The sequence below is a fragment of the Sphingobacterium thalpophilum genome, assembly GCF_901482695.1.
GTDB classification, from domain to species: domain Bacteria; phylum Bacteroidota; class Bacteroidia; order Sphingobacteriales; family Sphingobacteriaceae; genus Sphingobacterium; species Sphingobacterium thalpophilum.
The window spans coordinates 398,380-415,675 of the sequence record NZ_LR590484.1; the positions used below are offsets into that span (position 1 = coordinate 398,380).

Here is a 17,296-nt window from a genome sequence, read left to right on the forward strand (position 1 = left end):
CATCCTATTGCGCAATAAATACCGGAATCTTTACTGCATGGCGCAACTTGTTGACCGTCTCCCCAAAAACAAAGTCCTTCACACCGGTATGGCCGTGGCTACCTACGACCAGCAGATCTGCACCGTACTTTTCACACACCTCGGCAATGCTTTTGATCCGGTTGTTATACCCCAGCTCATATTCGGTCTGATGCCCTTTCGAAAGTAGGAAGTCGGCATAGAGCTTGAGCCGCTCCAGATCCTGACGGGATTCGAAATCATCTGTCGATTCGCCCGTATATTTGACCGAGGCACTCTCTACGATATGAACCACAACAAAGGTGGTGTCGGCATGCGATAGCTGTAAGGCGTACTGAATGACTTTCTGATCGGAGCTAGAATAATCCAGCGCTATGACGACCTTTTTGAACGATCCCTTGTCTTCGAAATGCAGCGCCTCAAACGGCGGATGCACCTCCAGCTCTGTCGGTTTTGATTTGCGCAGGATAGGATATAGAACGGTCATGACCAACAGCAAGAATAAGCCCACGGCACCAACAACCAACAGTACGGTCACAATCGGATTGTTTGCCTCGGCGATCCAGCCCACGACCTCATCGTATACCAATTTAAAATTCAGAACGGCAATGACTGCCGCAATCAGCCAGGCAAAGACCTTCGTCACCGGTTTAATGGCAAAATCGCCCATCTTGACTTTATCACTGACAAAGTGGATCAGTGGAATGACGGCAAAGGCCAGTTGCATACTGAGCACGACCTGACTAAAGATCAGCAGCTGTCCCACACGGCCCTCTCCGGAGATCAGAATCACCAATACAGCGGGTACAATCGCAAGCAGCCTGGTAATGATCCGGCGCAAGGTCGGACTGATCCGCAGCCGCAGATAGCCCTCCATCACGATCTGCCCAGCAAGGGTACCGGTCACTGTCGAGCTCTGCCCAGCCAGGATCAGCGCCACAGCAAATAACTTGGAAGCCCACTCCGTTCCTAAAAGGTTGCCCAGCAGATGGTAAGCATCTTCCAGCTCAGCGACATCATGCATACCGTTTTTATGGAATACCGATGCAGCCAATATCAAAATGGCTGCGTTCACAAAGAACGCGAGATTCAAAGCGATGGCACTATCCCAGAAATTGTATTTTAATGATTTCCGGATCGAAACCTCATTCCGGTCAATCTTACGGGTCTGAACCAGTGCCGAATGCAGGTACAGATTGTGGGGCATCACCGTCGCACCGATAATACCAATGGCAATGTAGAGCGCCGCGCTATTCGGGATGCTGGGAATAAATCCGGTGGCCACTTCAGCAAAATCCGGTTTTGCCAAAAACATTTCGACCAAAAAACACATGCCTATCAGCGATATGAGCCCGATAATAAAAAGCTCCATCTTACGCATCCCCAGCTTTTGCAGATATAGCAATAGAAAGGTATCTGCAAAACTGATCAGTACCCCCCAGAGCAGGTCGATACCAAAAAGCAAATTGAGACCGATTGCCATCCCCAATACTTCAGCAAGGTCACAGGCAGCAATCGCGATCTCGGCCAGCACATACAGGATAAAGTTCATGCGCTTGGGATAAGTCTCCCGGTTGCACTGGGCCAGATCCTTTCCACGTACAATCCCCAGACGCGCGCAGAGATTCTGCAGCAACAGTGCCATAATATTGCTCATCAACAACACCCAGATCAGCGTATATCCAAACTGGCTACCGCCTGCAAGGTCTGTTGCCCAGTTGCCCGGATCCATATATCCCACACTGATCAGGTAGGCCGGACCGAAGAAACTCAATATCTTTTTAAATTTGGTTTTTCCTTTATTGACATCCACGCTTTCGTGGATATCGGATAATGATTTATGATGGGAATCGTCGTGATGCATAGCTAACTGTAAGGACAATATGTTCTATTGCTAGGCATAAAGATAAAAAGCTTTACATTATTAGACAATTAAACAGCCATATAATTAGAATTTAAATGAAAGCTGACCCGAATTTTCCTTTGACTGATTGCCGAATCCGATAAAGTCGAGCCCCTCATACTGCTTCATGTCCGGATTGTAACGCCGGACATGCACGCCCTTGCACATAAAGCTCAGGTCCACTGCGCGTAATACGGCTTTTGCAAGCTCCAGCTGCCCGGTCTCCAGGCGGCGGCCGATAGAAATATGGGGTTCGTCGCTGACTTCGATCAGATCAAATGCTGCCAGCGTCTGCACCACCTTACGCGCACGGTCCTTTAAGTAACTCCGCGCATGCACAGTGGGCGCAATATAATAAGCACCGGTGGGGAAGGAAGAAAAATGATCAAAATAAACGTATTGACTGCGTTCATACGCTAAAGCCTCCTGCAAAGCCAAAGTAGCGGCAGCAAGTTTTTTCTCATCCCCCTCAAAGGCACAAATCGTCACGTGTGCCCTGGAATTGCAGCTGTGGTACCAACCTTTCGTTTTATCCGGGAAGCGCTCGGCCAGTGCCTGTCGCAAACGCTGCTTGAGGTCATCGACCAAGGCCATCCCCACTTCGTCAGGCTGGAAGACAAACGAATATTTACTGATAGTAACTTCCATAACATGCCATCTCCTTTGATCAGTACGTAAGATACCAAATCCGCAGAAGATAACAAAATGGAGATGTCAACTTCCAATGAAAGCATATTTACCAGCCAATGCCATAATCCTCACCATTGTTGCTGCTGCCGCCCCAGAATGTACCGTGTTTGCGGTCAAAGTAAATCGCATTGATCGGGCCGCTGGTCCGTTCGCCAAGCTGTATGCTATAGCCCATGGTTTGGAGCTGCTCAATCACTTCTTTGGCTGTACCTTTGTCCAGAAGCAAACTGCCAGAACGGGGCTTTCGGTCATCGAGTTTTGTTCCGCCCAGGGACAGCCACAACTGGTTGCTGTTGATATTGGCTGCCTCGCTGGCCTCTTGGGCGGTCATCCCGAATTCAACCATATTTAAAAAGAACTGCAGGAGGTTTTGATCCTGGGTATCGCCCCCCTGCACGGCAAAGGACAGAAATGGTTCGCCATCCTTTAGCGCCAGGGACGGTGTCAGTGTCACTCTCGGTCGCTTGCCCGGCATGACGACATTGAAGGGGTTGATCAGCGAATCGAGCACAAAGCTCTGCAGGCGCTGGCTCATGCCCACACCTGTATTGCCGGCGATACAGGCCGGCAGCCAGCCTCCACTGGGTGTGATGGATACTACCCAGCCCTCGGCATCAGCAGCTTCCACGCTCGTCGTACCGCGCATGAGGCGGTCCATATACACACTATCGCTCGCAGATGAAGCCCAGATGGCGGTCTGTGCTGCAGATGCAGGTGATAGGACGCTCGCGTCGTGTTTCGGGACAAAATCGTTATTCAGCTCCGTTTTCGGAGCATAACGTTCACTTCGCTGCTGCAATAAAGCCGTGTAGGGGTTCTTGCGGCCCTCATACGGATAGGGGTCACCTGGCAGCACCTGGGGACTATTCCGCCGGGGATCGATCAAGGCGGCCCTGGACTTCGCATAAGACTCGCTCAGCAGACCACGGATCGGTGTGCGGGGCTGGAAATACGGATCACCATAATAGAAGTCCCGGTCGGCAAAGGCCAGGTTCATCACCTGGTATAAGGTATGGATATATGCCGCTGAATTATACCCCATAGCCTTCAGATCAAAATTTTTGAGCAACTGCAGGCTTTGGAGCAACGCCGGCCCCTGAGTCCATTCCTGCAATTTATAGACATCGATTCCCTTATAATTGACATGCAGCGGCTCTTCTTCCAAAGGTTTCCAGTTCGCTAAATCTTCCTTGGTGATCAGCCCTCCCTGTTCCGTGCTTCCGCGAACAAATTCATCGGCGATGTCCCCCCTGTAAAACCGGTCATAGGCAGCCATGATGGCCGCTTTTCGGTCTTTCCCAGCTGCAAGTGCCTGTTTCTCTGCCTCCACCAGCTTTGTCAGGGTCTCAAGCAGATCTTGCTGCACAAAGATCTCTCCTGCTTCGGGCGCCTCACGCTCCTGTCCTACATGCACCAAAAACACCTTCCTGCTGTAAGGCCATTGCTTGATCCGCGCTTTTCCACGCTCTATACTATTGGCCGTCTGTGCATCAATGGGATAGCCTGCCGCCATTTGCATCGCTGGGGCCAGCACTTCGGCGAGGCTTTTGGTGCCGTAATGGGCGAGCATATGACACAATCCGCCGGGAGTCCCCGGCGTCACCGCAGCAAGGGGTCCATATTCGGGGGGGAATTCGTAACCTTTGGAGCGAAAGAAGTCTACTGTTGCACCGCTGGGCGCAACTCCCAGGGCATTGATCGCAATGACTTTCTTTAGCTTTGGATGATAGATCAACGCCTGGGTCTCGCCACCCCAGCTCAATACATCCCACATGGTGCAGGTTGCCGCCAGCATCGCACAAGCGGCATCCACTGCATTGCCGCCTTGCTGAAATAGCTGCGCCCCGGCGGTCGCAGCCAACGGCTTGCCCGTGATTGCCATCCAATGTCTGCCATGCAAAGGGGGCTTTTGGGTACGCTGTGCCCGGCCCAGTCCCGGAACAGATACAGCTGCCAGCCCGATTAGGGCGGCTAATACAAACGGCTGTTGTCTTTTCATCGTCAATCTTATGTTAATCCCAGGTCCAGCGTCCGGCACCGGTATACCCTGAACGTATCTACCAGAACAAGATAAGAATTTTTTCATTTTTCACAGCTCTGCTTTTTCAAAGCAACATGAACAGAAACCAAGGCAGGATACAAAAAAAGAGCTCCGACCCTTGCGGAACGGAGCTCATTATACATTTGATAAAAGAATCGGATTACCAGTAAATGGAGTACAGCGCTGTCACCAGCAGAGCGACGATTAATGTACCGATTAAAAATGCTTTATGTGGCTTAAACATCGTTGTATCGACTTCCAAACCTTCAGGCACAACGCCACGCTTGTTGTCCAGCAGACTGATAATGATCATACCGACGATACAGATGGCAAAGACGAAGCCCATACGGTCCAAAAATGGAATCTCATAGATCCCGGTAGCCGGATTTGGCACCGAAAACCCTGTAGACGCCAGGAAGGAAAGATCGGCCCAGTCCGGCAGCTTTTTGAAGATGATCGACAGGATAAATCCGCCGATCGTTGCAAAGAGAGCTGCATTGGAGGTTGTTTTCTTCCAGAAGAAGCCCAGGATAAACATCGCAAATATACCCGGTGAAACAAATCCGGTATACTCCTGAATATATTGAAATCCACCTTTTTTGTCGATACCTAAATGTGGAGCAATAATCACCGCCAAAATCATGGCCACGACGACCGTAAGCTTACCGATATTGACGAGCTTCTTGTCGGAAGCCTCCGTATTGAATACCTTTTTATAGATGTCAAGGGAAAAGATCGTAGCAATACTATTGGCTTTACCGGCGAGCGAAGCCACCACCGCAGCCGTCAGTGCCGCAAAGGAAAGTCCTTTAAGACCTGCCGGCAACAGGTTCAGCAATACTGGATAAGCATGGTCCGGATTGACCTCACCATGCTGCATCATCTCATTCTGGAACAAGCCATCTTTCCACATTACATAGGCCGCAATACCCGGAAGTACCACAATAATAGGCATCAGCAGCTTTAAGAATGCAGCAAACAGAATCCCGTTGCGGGCAGTCTTTAGATCAGCTCCCAGTGCCCGTTGTGTAATATATTGATTACAGCCCCAGTAGTTGAGGTTCACAATCCACATTCCACCGATCAGCACGGTTAATCCCGGAAGATCCAGGTAATTCTCGTTTTTGCGATCCAGAATCATATGGAAATGATCCGAGGCTTTTTCTGTCATCAAATGATAGCCTTGTAATATCCCTGATCCACCATAATGCTCAGATACCAGGTTCAGCGCGAGATAGGTCGTTGCGAGACCGCCCAATACCAGGAAAAACACCTGAATAATATCCGTATAACCGATTACTTTCATTCCGCCCAGTGTAATGACCACTGCAAAGATGGCAATCGCGTACATACAGGCGTCGAGACTGATGCCTGAGATACTGCTGACAGCAATTGCTCCAAGATAGAGAATGGAAGTCAAATTGACCACCACATAAAGCAGCAGCCAGAAGACGGCCATAATCATGGCTACAGTGCCGTTATACCGTTTGTGCAGGAACTGGGGCATCGTAAAGATTTTATTCTTCAGATAGACCGGAATAAAGAAGACTGCAACCACGATCAGGGTAATAGCAGCCATCCATTCATAAGTCGCAATGGCTAACCCCATTTTAAAACCTGATCCGCTCATGCCGATAAACTGCTCGGCCGAAATATTGGATGCGATCAAAGAAGCGCCGATCGCCCACCAAGTCAAGGAACCCTCGGCCAAAAAATAGTCTTTGGAACCGACCGATTCCGACTTTTTACGGTAATACACCCATAATCCATAACCTGCAACAATAACGAAGTATATCAGGAAAACGATGTAATCTTTTGTGCTTAAATAATTATTCATGTACTGGTAATTGGTTTAATTTGATCGCCTAATATAGAAATATTTTGAATAACTATATATATCTATTGATCAAATTTTCTAAATACTCCTGCTTACCGCTGACCGGCTGCGGCTCACCGAGTTCCACTGCCAGGTCTCTCAATTGCTCCAGAGTCAGTGCACCAGATTCAAATGAGGCACCAGATCCCTGATCAAAGGAAGCGTAGCGTTCGGCCCGGATTTTACGGTATTCGGAGTCTTCCAGGATACGCTCAGCAGTCAGCAGCGCACGTGCGAAGATATCCATACCACCAATATGCGCATAAAATAGATCTTGAGGATCGGTTGAGTTACGACGAATCTTTGCATCAAAGTTGACACCACCACCCTGGAAGCCACCACCTTCTAGGATAATCAACATCGACTCTGTCAGTTCATTGATATCGTTTGGAAACTGGTCTGTGTCCCAGCCGTTTTGGTAATCGCCACGGTTAGCATCGATAGAACCCAATTTTCCGGCATCTACAGCCACCTGCAGTTCGTGCTGGAAGGTATGGCCCGCCAATGTCGCGTGGTTCACTTCCAGATTCAGCTTGAAATCTTCCAGTAGATCGTATTGGCGTAGGAAGCCTAACACCGTAGCAGCGTCGTAGTCATATTGATGCTTGGTCGGCTCACAAGGTTTGGGCTCAATGAAGAAGGTGCCTTTAAATCCATTTTTACGAGCATAATCTTTAGCAAGGTGTAAGAATTTGGCAAGGTGTTCCTGTTCGCGCTTCATATTGGTATTGAGCAGGCTCATATAACCTTCCCTTCCACCCCAAAACACGTAGTTCTCTCCACCAAGAGCAATGGTCGCGTCCAAGGCCGCTTTCACCTGTGCAGCACCATGGGTCAGTACCTGAAAGTCCGGATTGGTTGCTGCACCGTTCATGTAACGGCGGTGACTAAACAGATTGGCAGTTCCCCAGAGGAGTTTCACCCCGCTGGCCTGCTGCTTTTCTTTCGCATAATCCACTATGGCCGCCAGTCTTTTTTCGTTCTCTAAGACATCGTCTGTATAATCGATCAGATCCACATCATGAAAACAGTAGTAAGGTATATTCATCTTAGTGATGAATTCAAATGCTGCATCCATTTTATCTTTGGCCCGTGTCAGCACGTCGCTGCTCGCATCCCAGGGGAACACATGCGTACGGCCACCAAATGGATCCGAACCGTCTCCATTGAAGGAATGCCAATAAGAACAGGCAAACTTAAAATACTCTTCCATGGTTTTCCCCGCAACGATCTGCTTGGGATTATAATACCGAAAGGCCAGCGGATTCTTGCTGTCTCTGCCTTCGAACTGAATCTGTTCAATTCCCTTGAAAAATTCTTTTTGTCCTTTAATTATATTCATCTTATTTTAAATTGATTTTTGTGTTCAATAATTCTTTCCATTGCTGATAATACGTTTCATAGACATCGACCTGCTGTGGTTCAACAGTGTACACCGGTTTTAGTGAATGAAAGGCATCTTTTGCATCGCTGTAATAGCCGCTTCCTATCCCTGCACCTAGAGCAGCGCCGACGCTGCCATCGTGATCAAAGATTTCGACCGGCACGCCAGTGGCGCCCACAAATGACTTCCGGAATACTTCACTCAGAAAAAGGTTTGTATTTCCGGCGCGGATCACCTCAGGATAAAAGCCGTTTTCGCGCATAATATCCAGACCGTAGCGGAAGGCAAAGGCAATTCCTTCCTGTATGGCACGCAAGATGTCGCTTGTGTCATGTCTGTTGAGATCTATGGAAGCGATCGACGCTCCGACCAGCTGGTTATGCAGCATGCGTTCGGCGCCGTTACCAAAAGGTATGACCTGTACCCCTTTGCTGCCGACCGGCGATGTGGCTGCCAGTGCATTGATCTGGTCATAGGAAAGCTCCTTCCCGAACAGTTTTTTGCCCCAGCTGTTCATGATGCCGGTCCCGTTGATGCAAAGCAGCATACCGGTACGGATCTCATCAGCACTGTAATTGACGTGGGCAAAGGTATTGACGCGTGATTCGGGATCAGCAATCAGCTGATCGCTAACACCGTATATCACCCCGGAGGTTCCGGCCGTGGCCGCGACTTCGCCGGGCTGCAGCACATTCAGCGACAGCGCATTATTGGGCTGGTCGCCAGCTTTATAATTAATGGTCACTGAGTCCGAAAGGCCCAGTTCGGCCGCTACAGCTTTGCTAATGGTACCATGCTCCGAAAATACGGGTCTGATTTCGGGAATAATCTGCTTATCGAAACCGTAATAGTCCATCAGCGACGTGGACAGGCTATTCTGTTCAAAGTCCCAAAATATCCCTTCCGAAAGTCCGGAGATCGAACTGCTGATGCTACCCGACAATTTCATCGCGATAAAGTCGCCCGGCAACATGATCTTATCAATCTGTTCATAAATAGCGGGCTCGTTGGCTTTGACCCAAGCTAATTTGGAGGCGGTAAAATTGCCCGGAGAATTGAGATGATGCTGCAGATTGAACGTTTTTCCCAAAGCATCAAAAGCGGCATTCCCCAATCCCACAGCTCTACTGTCACACCAGATGATGGCATTACGCAAGGGCCGCTGCTGCTTGTCCACAACGACAAGTCCGTGCATTTGGTAAGCAATTCCAATAGCCGTAATAACTTTAGGGTCATACAATCCTGATGCATTCGCCTTCCAAAGCGCCTGCTTAAAATAGGCCCACCAATCCAGGGGATCCTGCTCGGCCCAATTGGGCTGCAGTGAAATAATCGGCGCTTCGGTTTCAGGATATTGCACCGAACAGACTTTGCGCTGGGATGATGCCTCTACTATGGAGACCTTGACCGAAGATGTACCGACGTCTATACCTAACAAATACATGGTAATTTCTTAACTGGTTATAAATTTTAAAAACGGCGACGTTATTGCAACCGGTTGCATAAAAGTAGGAGATGTTTCTGAAATTTCCAAAAATTAAATAAAAATTATTTATTTTGGAGCGTGAATAAAAAAACGACCATATATGACATCGCACGAGAGCTTGGCATTACGGTATCTACCGTCTCCCGTGCACTGAATAATGTACCTACCATTAGTGAGGCGACAAGACAGCTGGTATTGAAGAAAGCGAAAGAACTGAATTACAGTGTCAATAAAATTGCATCTTCCCTATCTTCAGGCAAGTCCAATACCATTGGTGTCATCGTGCCTACCATGCAGATCCATTTTTTTGCGGAGGCGGTTCACAGTATCGAAAAAGAACTCAAGAAACATCGGTACAGCCTTCTGCTGTATCAGTCAAACGAGTCTTATGCCGACGAGGTCAACGGTGTCAAAACCCTGTTGGAAGCACAAGTGGATGGCATTATCGCGTCTCTTTCGCTGGAGACCCAGCAGACAGCGCATTTTCAGGAAGTCATCAGACAGGGTAAGTGCCTGATTATCTTTGACCGTACTCATCAGGATATCCAGGCCCCTGTTGTCAAACTCGATGATTTCGAGGCGGGGTATCTCGCGACCAGACATCTGATCGACCAAGGCTACCGCAATATCGGCTTTATAACAACCAATAAGGAGATCACCATTTTTAAAGATCGGGTCCGGGGATTTGAAGCGGCACTGCAAGACGCAGGTATACCACGACATGAAAGCCTGATCGTCCGCGGTAATCTATCCATCGAAGCGGGTATCAAGGGGACCGGGCAACTGTTGCAGTCGCCTATCAAACCGGATGCAATTATCGGCGGTGATGATTTTACGGCCGTTGGTATCATGCAGGCACTTAAAGCCCAGCAGATCAATATTCCGGCAACGGGCGTCATTGGATTTGCAAACCAGAGGTTTTCATCCTTCATCACCCCTACACTTTCCAGCATCGATCAGCAGGCCAATAAAATGGGGGAAGAATGTGCTAAGCTTTTCCTAAAGATGGTGAAACAAAAAGACCCCTATGCAGCAATTGAGCAGGTGGTACTGAATCCCATTTTGGTCAAAAGGGAATCAACTGCGAGAAATCAGCAGTCATAACCCCGCCATACCTGCCGCAGCTTTAAACTCAACAGATTACTGAACATTCAATACGGAAGACATGAAAACACTCCTGCTATTCTTAGGAATCCAAATGGCACTGACAAGCAGCCTACTGGCCCAAAAACACAGCATACAGCTGCTCAATCAGGAACGTAGCAGCAGTTACCGCGGACTGAGTGTTGTCGACGACCAAACGCTCTGGGTAAGCGGCAGCAAAGGCACGGTAGGCCTGAGCACCGATGCCGGAAGGAATTGGCAATGGATCAATCCCATCGGTTATGAAAAAATAGATTTCAGGGATATTGAAGCTTTTGATGAAAATACGGCCCTGATTATCTCTGCAGGTTCGCCGGCGCTGGTATTACGTACGGCCGATGGTGGGCGTACATGGCAGGAAGTTTTTAAAGATACGCGGCCTGAAATTTTTTATGATGGCTTTGCATTCACCACAAAGGGACTGGGCATCGCCTTTGGAGATGCCATCGACGGTAGGATGCCCTTATTGCGAACTGTCGATTTTGGCAAAACCTGGGAAGATATTTCCGACAATTTAACCTTTGCCATCGCTCGCGGCGAAGCGGGCTTCGCCGCGAGCGGCACTTCCATCTTCTGCAACGAAAAGGGACATTTCTGGATCGCTACAGGCGGGACAGTCTCACACATCTATCATAGCCTCGATCAGGGGGATACCTGGCAACGCTACGCCTGCCCGATCCTGCAGGGCCAGAACAGCACGGGCCCATTCTCCATTGCATTCCGTTCGCCCAAAACAGGCATCGTCGTTGGCGGAGATTATACTGCTGCCCAAAAAAACGAGAAAGCCTGCTTCCTCAGCACAGACGGTGGAAAAAGCTGGACTGCCCCGCAGCAGCCTCCTTTGGGCTACAAATCGTCTGTCATTTATAGCTCCGCAAAGCAGCTGATCTGTACGGGTACCTCGGGAACAGACCTCTCGGCGGACAGCGGCCGGTCATGGCAGCCTATATCGGACGAAAGTTATAACGTCGTACAACGCGCTAAAAAAGGCAAAGCTGTTTTCCTCGCGGGAGATAAGGGAAAAATAGCGAAGCTGCATCCATAAGCAGGCTCCGCTTTTCTGTTTTATCGCCGCGAGAGACGCGACTCTTCGAGATCCAGGGAATATTCGAGCTCCTTGATCACCTCGCTATCGTAGGCCTTGGTCGACTTCATCCTCGCCAGCCCTTCACGACGTAATGCCAGCAGTTCGAGCATAATTTTAATATATAATCCCCGAACTGCCGAAAGCTGTGCCCGTGTATCTTCTTCTTTGGCACGTTCGGATGCATTGACACTGCGAATGATCTGCTCTTTCACCCGGGCAATGGTTTCGTATTCCATCATCTCCTTGGCATAATGCTTATCCAGGTAAGCAATGGACTCCTTCCCGAGTTTGACCCGGATTTCATCCATCTGCTCTTCCGCCGGCACCTGCTCGTCCACTTCATCTATTTTGATCAGCCGGATCAGCAGCGGCAGGGTAAGTCCCTGAAATACCAACGTCACAAGAATGACGACAAAAGTAATGAATAGGATCAGATTGCGGTGCGGAAATGCTGTTCCATCGTACAACGTCAACGGTATGGCCAGCGCAGATGCCAGCGAAACTACTCCCCGCATACCTGCCCAGCCGACGATTAGCGGCAGTTTCCAGCCGGGGCTTTTTTCTCTCCGCCGAACTCGTCCCGAAAGCATCCGTGGGACAAAGGCAGACAGGTAAACCGCCACCAGACGCAGTACAATAACAATTACGCAGATGGCCAGTGCATAATCAATCGCTTCCTCCATCGAGTATTCGCCCAGACCGTCAATGATAACTGGAAGCTCGAGTCCGATCAAAATAAATACAAAGCCGTTGAGCAGGAAACCGACGGTCTCCCAGACCTCTGTAGTCTGGATACGAGTATGATAGTTCAGGTAGTCTCCGGCCCTGAATGACAGAAACAGCCCTCCGCTCACGACCGCCAGCACGCCCGACCATTCAAAATGCTCCGCGACAATATACATCAGATAGGGCGCAATAAGCGTGATCGGTGTCGTTATACTTGAAGACTTGGCTACATAACGCAAAAAGAAATAGAGGATATGACCGATGACCAGGCCGACCACCACCCCCATAATCGAGAGTACCAGAAACTGTGTTGTCGCCGTCCCCATGGCAAATTGGCCAGTAAGAATAGCTATGGAAGCAAATCGAAAGACCGTCAGCGAAGCTGCATCATTGACCAGGCTTTCCCCTTCCAATATGGTGATACCCCGTTTAGGCATGTTTACACCTTTCAGTACCGAGCTCGCGGCCACCGCATCGGGTGGTGAAATAATGCCGCCAAGCAAAAAGCCCAAAGCTAGCGTAAAGCCGGGGATAATACTCACCGAGAAATAAGCGATAGCCAGGGAAGTGAAAAACACCAGCCCAAAACCCATAATAAAAATCGAACGACGCCATTTCAGGAAATTGTCCCAGTTGGTATACCAAGCTGCCTCAAACAGTAAGGGTGGCAAAAATACCAAAAATACAATGTCAGGATCAATACTGATGACCGGTGCTCCGGGTATCAAAGAAACTCCCAAGCCACCAATGACCAGCAAGATCGGATAGGAAATTTTCAGCCGCTGGCTCAGGACAAACAGCATCGCCATAAAGAAAAATAACACCATAACCAGCAGCAGGTTGTTGTGAACCTGCTGCCCCAGCTTTCCGCCAACAGCGGCTTTCACCTCCTGATAAGGAGCCAGCATGGATAGGTTGTACTGCCGGATTGTCCAGGCACTGTCGGCTTTGCTCAGCACACCGGTACCGCGAAAAAACTTGGTATTTATCTTGAACGTTTCGTCAAACCAGGCAGTGGTACTGTCCTTGTTAAAATAGAGATGTCTACGCTCGTAGGTATAGGTCCAGGCCTGCTTGGGGTCGAAGTATTGGCTGGAAAAGGCCGCACTATGCTCCTTATCCCAACGGTCCTGCCTGTCGGTCCCCAAAATAACAGCGTCAGCCGACAGAGACTGAACAAATGGTCCGAATTTGACTTCCCCCGCTGTTTTATGCCAGGCGTCCAACGTCGTATTGACCTCATCGGCAGGCTGCTGCGCAGCAAGCGGAAGTGCAAAAAGAAATAAACTCAAAAAACAATGAATCGTTATCCCGATCTTTTTAATCATAAATTATTACGCCATTTATCGTTTGTGAAAATACCTTCCATAAAACAAAAAGCTGCAATGTAGCAGCTTTTTGTCCTTATTTAATGATCTCTTCGATCTCAGCAATGATCTTCTGTGCAATCTGTTCGGCCGCTTCCGGAGTCGGTCCTTCAGAATAAATCCGGATAATCGGTTCAGTATTCGATTTACGGAGATGCACCCATTCCTCTTCAAAATCAATTTTCAGACCGTCAATGGTGCTATGCTGCTCATGCTTGTATTTCTCCTGCATTTTGGCAAGAAGGTTGTCAATATCCAGGTCCGGAGTCAACGTAATTTTATTCTTGGACATGAAATATTGTGGCAAAGACGCCCTGTATTCAGAGGCTTTCTTACCCAATTTGGCCAGATGAGTCAGGAAAATTGCCACACCCACCAGCGCATCACGGCCATAGTGTGAGGCAGGATAGATCACTCCCCCGTTGCCTTCACCACCGATGACAGCATCCACTTCTTTCATTTTGGTAACCACATTTACTTCTCCGACAGCAGCAGCATAATACTCGCCCCCGTGCGCCCTTGTTACATCGCGCAGTGCACGTGTAGAAGATAAATTGGACACTGTATTTCCTTTTTTATGCTGCAACAGATAATCTGCTACTGCCACCAGCGTGTACTCTTCGCCAAAGAGCTCACCGTCTTCCATCATAAACACCAATCTGTCCACATCCGGATCAACGGCAATTCCCAGATCAGCTTTGTTTTCCAGCACCGCCGCCGATAAATCGGTCAGATGTTCCTTTAAAGGTTCGGGGTTATGCGGAAACTGACCATTGGGCTCGCAATGGATTTTATAAACGGTCTGTACACCTAGAGCGTCAAGCAAGGCGGGGATGAACGTGCCGCCCGTACTATTTACCGCATCTAATGCTATTTTGAAATTAGCAGCTTTTACCGCCTCTTTATCGACGTATTCCAGTGCCAATACGGCATCTACGTGTTTTTGCAAATACGAATAATCTTTATGCACTTGTCCAAGTTGCTCAACAGCTGAAAAATCAAAATCCAGCGACTCGCCCAGCGCCAGCACTTCTTTGCCTTCTGCATCTGATATAAACTCACCTTTCGCATTCAGAAGCTTGAGGGCATTCCACTGGCCGGGATTATGCGAAGCCGTTAGGATAATCCCCCCTGCCGCCTGCTCCATGGGCACAGCAATTTCAACTGTAGGCGTAGTGGACAGGCCCAGATCAATGACATCAACTCCGATGCTCTGCAATGTGCCGATCACCAGATTGCTGACCATTTCGCCAGATACACGTGCATCCCGGCCGACCACGATCTTCTTGATACCGCTTTGCTGCACGATGATCTTTCCATATGCAGCTGTAAATTTAACAATGTCTATCGGAGTCAGTCCTTCTCCTGCACGACCACCTATCGTACCCCGTATCCCAGATATTGATTTAATTAAAGTCATTTTCTTCGAATTGATTAACGTGTAAATTTAGCATTATGGCAATAAAATATCGAATTAAAATGATAAATATTGAATATTTACCGTATCTTTGTTGCAACAAAGTTGTTTTTGAAAGAAACAATCGTTTGCAATGAAATTATTTTTACTTTTGAAAAGCGAGTTTTAAAAGTTTGGGAATTTCATTGTAATCAGCAGCATTTATGATTCAACAATTAGTACACATCGATCAGGAAATTTTTCTGGCCATTAATCAAGGCTTGAGCAATCCCGTATTTGACTGGTTATTGCCTATCCTGCGCAACCCATATACCTGGGCTCCGCTGTATCTCTTTCTGATCATTTTTTTCATTAAGACTTATGGAAAAACAGGTATTCTAATTGTGGCGATGACGTTAATTACGTTTGGCATTTCTGACGGTATTTCATCCCATCTGATCAAGAAGACCGTGAAACGGATCAGGCCCTGCAATGATGTGGAGTTTAAAGAAAACGTGAATATCCGCGTACGCTGCGGCTCGGGATTTAGCTTTACTTCCTCACATGCAGCCAATCATTTTTCGCTGGCATTCTTCTGGATCGTTCTGTTCCGCAGAAGATGGAAGCATGTGCTCTGGCTCTGTATCGTGTGGGCAGCCCTCATTTCGGTGTCCCAGATCTATGTTGGCGTGCACTATCCGTTTGACATACTCTGTGGATCTGCCCTGGGTATACTGGTCGGACTGGCAACAGGCTATCTGTTCAAACGTTTTGTACCAAGCTTTTTTAAAACTGAACAAGCATAATGAATTCAATCTTATTGATTTTAATTTTATTCGTACCTGCATTTGCAAGTGGGATAGCGGTATTTTTCGTACAGAAAAAAGGTACCAATTTTTTGAAATTGATTCTTTCCTTTAGTGGGGCCTACTTGTTCTCCATCACAGTATTGCACCTGATCCCGCATGTCTATCAATCCAACAATACCTCACCCGAGGTATTGGGTATCTATGTACTAGCCGGATTTTTGTTTCAGCTTTTTCTCGAACAGTTCTCTCAGGGGATCGAACACGGCCATATCCATACCGCCGATGAACATGGCCATCAGCATAGCCACAGTTTTCCGATCGGGATCATGTTCAGCCTATGTCTACATGCATTCCTCGAAGGAATGCCCTTGGCCGCAACACATCAGACCGAGCTGGCGCTGGGCATTTCCGTACACCATATCCCCGCAGCTTTTGCGCTGGGAAGCATCCTGATCAGTACTCACCTCAAAAGAAATACCATTATCATCACGCTGGCCTTGTTTGCTGCAATGACACCTTTCGGCTTTTTATTGAGTAAGGCTATCAGTGCAGGCGAGGTAGGCGACATCCAACAGTACTTCGACAAGATCATGGCTGTGGTAATCGGTATATTTTTACATATATCCACTACAATATTGTTCGAATCGGGCTCTATCGATCATCATAAGTTCAATAAAAAGAAGATGATTGCCGTCATTGCCGGGGTGGCTATTGCACTGGCGAGTTTTGCTTTTGGCGGTCACGACCATGCACATGACCATCAGGAACATCAGGAGCATCATGATCACGATGGTCATGACGGGCACGAACATCATGATCATGTGCATTAACTAGCCTCTCAGCTTATCGAGCAGTTCGCTGAGCTGCAACGCTTCCGCAGCAGTGATCCGGCCAGGAAGGATATCCTGCATCAACATGGGTTCTTCGAGATTCTCCAGTATCTTCAGGCCTTTATCCGTAATGACCAGGTCCACAGCCCGCTTGTCGCCACCCGACTGACAGCGGGAGACAAGTCCCTTGCTGACCATTCGGTCAATCATACGTGAAATATCGGGCGTGGTGCTCAGCATTCTTGATTTGATGAGGTTATTGGTGGCTGGCTTAGGATATTGACCCCGGAGAATACGCAGTACATTGAACTGCTTCAGCGTAATACCCTCCTTTGCCGCCCGCTGTTCCAGTTCATTGTTGATCCAGTTGTACGTATATAAAATATTGACCGTACAACGATGCCATTCATTGCTGAATTTACTTGCCTTGATTTCGTCCTCAATCTTCATTTTGGTTGATAATTAATCATTTTTAGTCGTAAATATAGCTGTTTTTTGCGCTAAATACATAACTATGACATTAGAATCATTCTAAATGAC

13 protein-coding genes are annotated in these 17,296 nt (G+C 48.2%); 4 read left to right on the forward strand and 9 right to left on the reverse strand.

What is annotated here, in order from left to right:
- Positions 1–4: 4 nt before the first annotated feature.
- From FGL37_RS01650 to FGL37_RS01675, 6 genes are all read right to left on the reverse strand, one after another.
- Positions 5–1,882, reverse strand: a complete 1,878-nt coding sequence (locus FGL37_RS01650) for an Nramp family divalent metal transporter (protein ID WP_028070039.1) — start codon at positions 1,880–1,882, stop codon at positions 5–7.
- An 84-nt stretch (positions 1,883–1,966) separates the two neighbouring features.
- Entirely contained in the window at positions 1,967–2,569 is a 603-nt protein-coding gene (locus FGL37_RS01655; protein ID WP_028070038.1) for a 2'-5' RNA ligase family protein, read from the reverse strand.
- A gap of 88 nt (positions 2,570–2,657) precedes the next feature.
- Positions 2,658–4,610 (reverse strand): gamma-glutamyltransferase family protein, encoded by a 1,953-nt coding sequence (locus tag FGL37_RS01660; protein WP_028070037.1) that lies wholly within the window; start codon positions 4,608–4,610, stop codon positions 2,658–2,660.
- A 202-nt stretch (positions 4,611–4,812) separates the two neighbouring features.
- Positions 4,813–6,489 carry a sodium/sugar symporter gene (locus FGL37_RS01665; RefSeq protein WP_028070036.1) on the reverse strand — a complete coding sequence of 559 codons (1,677 nt, stop codon included), beginning with the start codon at positions 6,487–6,489 and terminating at the stop codon, positions 4,813–4,815.
- A gap of 52 nt (positions 6,490–6,541) precedes the next feature.
- A complete protein-coding gene (gene xylA, locus FGL37_RS01670; protein ID WP_028070035.1) occupies positions 6,542–7,870 on the reverse strand; it encodes a xylose isomerase in 1,329 nt (442 codons plus the stop codon).
- A gap of 1 nt (position 7,871) precedes the next feature.
- The gene (locus FGL37_RS01675) at positions 7,872–9,356 is read right to left on the reverse strand and encodes a xylulokinase (protein WP_028070034.1); all 1,485 of its coding nucleotides are present in this window, start codon (positions 9,354–9,356) and stop codon (positions 7,872–7,874) included.
- Positions 9,357–9,476: 120 nt separating this feature from the next.
- On the opposite strand from FGL37_RS01675, the gene FGL37_RS01680 reads away from it, so the two are divergent.
- Positions 9,477–10,502: a LacI family DNA-binding transcriptional regulator gene (locus tag FGL37_RS01680; RefSeq protein ID WP_028070033.1), complete on the forward strand. Its 1,026-nt coding sequence runs from the start codon at positions 9,477–9,479 to the stop codon at positions 10,500–10,502.
- Positions 10,503–10,563: 61 nt separating this feature from the next.
- The gene (locus FGL37_RS01685; protein WP_028070032.1) at positions 10,564–11,586 is read left to right on the forward strand and encodes a WD40/YVTN/BNR-like repeat-containing protein; all 1,023 of its coding nucleotides are present in this window, start codon (positions 10,564–10,566) and stop codon (positions 11,584–11,586) included.
- A gap of 20 nt (positions 11,587–11,606) precedes the next feature.
- Here FGL37_RS01685 and FGL37_RS01690 read toward each other — a convergent pair whose 3' ends face one another.
- Both FGL37_RS01690 and glmM read right to left on the reverse strand, forming a co-directional pair.
- Positions 11,607–13,682 (reverse strand): Na+/H+ antiporter, encoded by a 2,076-nt coding sequence (locus FGL37_RS01690; protein ID WP_081817872.1) that lies wholly within the window; start codon positions 13,680–13,682, stop codon positions 11,607–11,609.
- Positions 13,683–13,758: 76 nt separating this feature from the next.
- A complete protein-coding gene (gene glmM / locus FGL37_RS01695; protein ID WP_028070030.1) occupies positions 13,759–15,141 on the reverse strand; it encodes a phosphoglucosamine mutase in 1,383 nt (460 codons plus the stop codon).
- A 200-nt stretch (positions 15,142–15,341) separates the two neighbouring features.
- Between glmM and FGL37_RS01700 the strand changes: the two genes are divergently transcribed.
- Positions 15,342–15,923, forward strand: coding sequence for a phosphatase PAP2 family protein (locus FGL37_RS01700; RefSeq protein ID WP_028070029.1), 582 nt, complete (start codon positions 15,342–15,344; stop codon positions 15,921–15,923).
- The gene (locus FGL37_RS01705; protein WP_028070028.1) at positions 15,923–16,756 is read left to right on the forward strand and encodes a ZIP family metal transporter; all 834 of its coding nucleotides are present in this window, start codon (positions 15,923–15,925) and stop codon (positions 16,754–16,756) included. The genes FGL37_RS01700 and FGL37_RS01705 overlap by 1 nt, the downstream gene beginning before the upstream one ends.
- Here FGL37_RS01705 and FGL37_RS01710 read toward each other — a convergent pair whose 3' ends face one another.
- On the reverse strand, positions 16,757–17,206 hold the full coding sequence (locus FGL37_RS01710) for a MarR family winged helix-turn-helix transcriptional regulator (protein ID WP_028070027.1): 450 nt from the start codon (positions 17,204–17,206) through the stop codon (positions 16,757–16,759).
- Between the last annotated feature and the right edge of the window lie 90 nt (positions 17,207–17,296).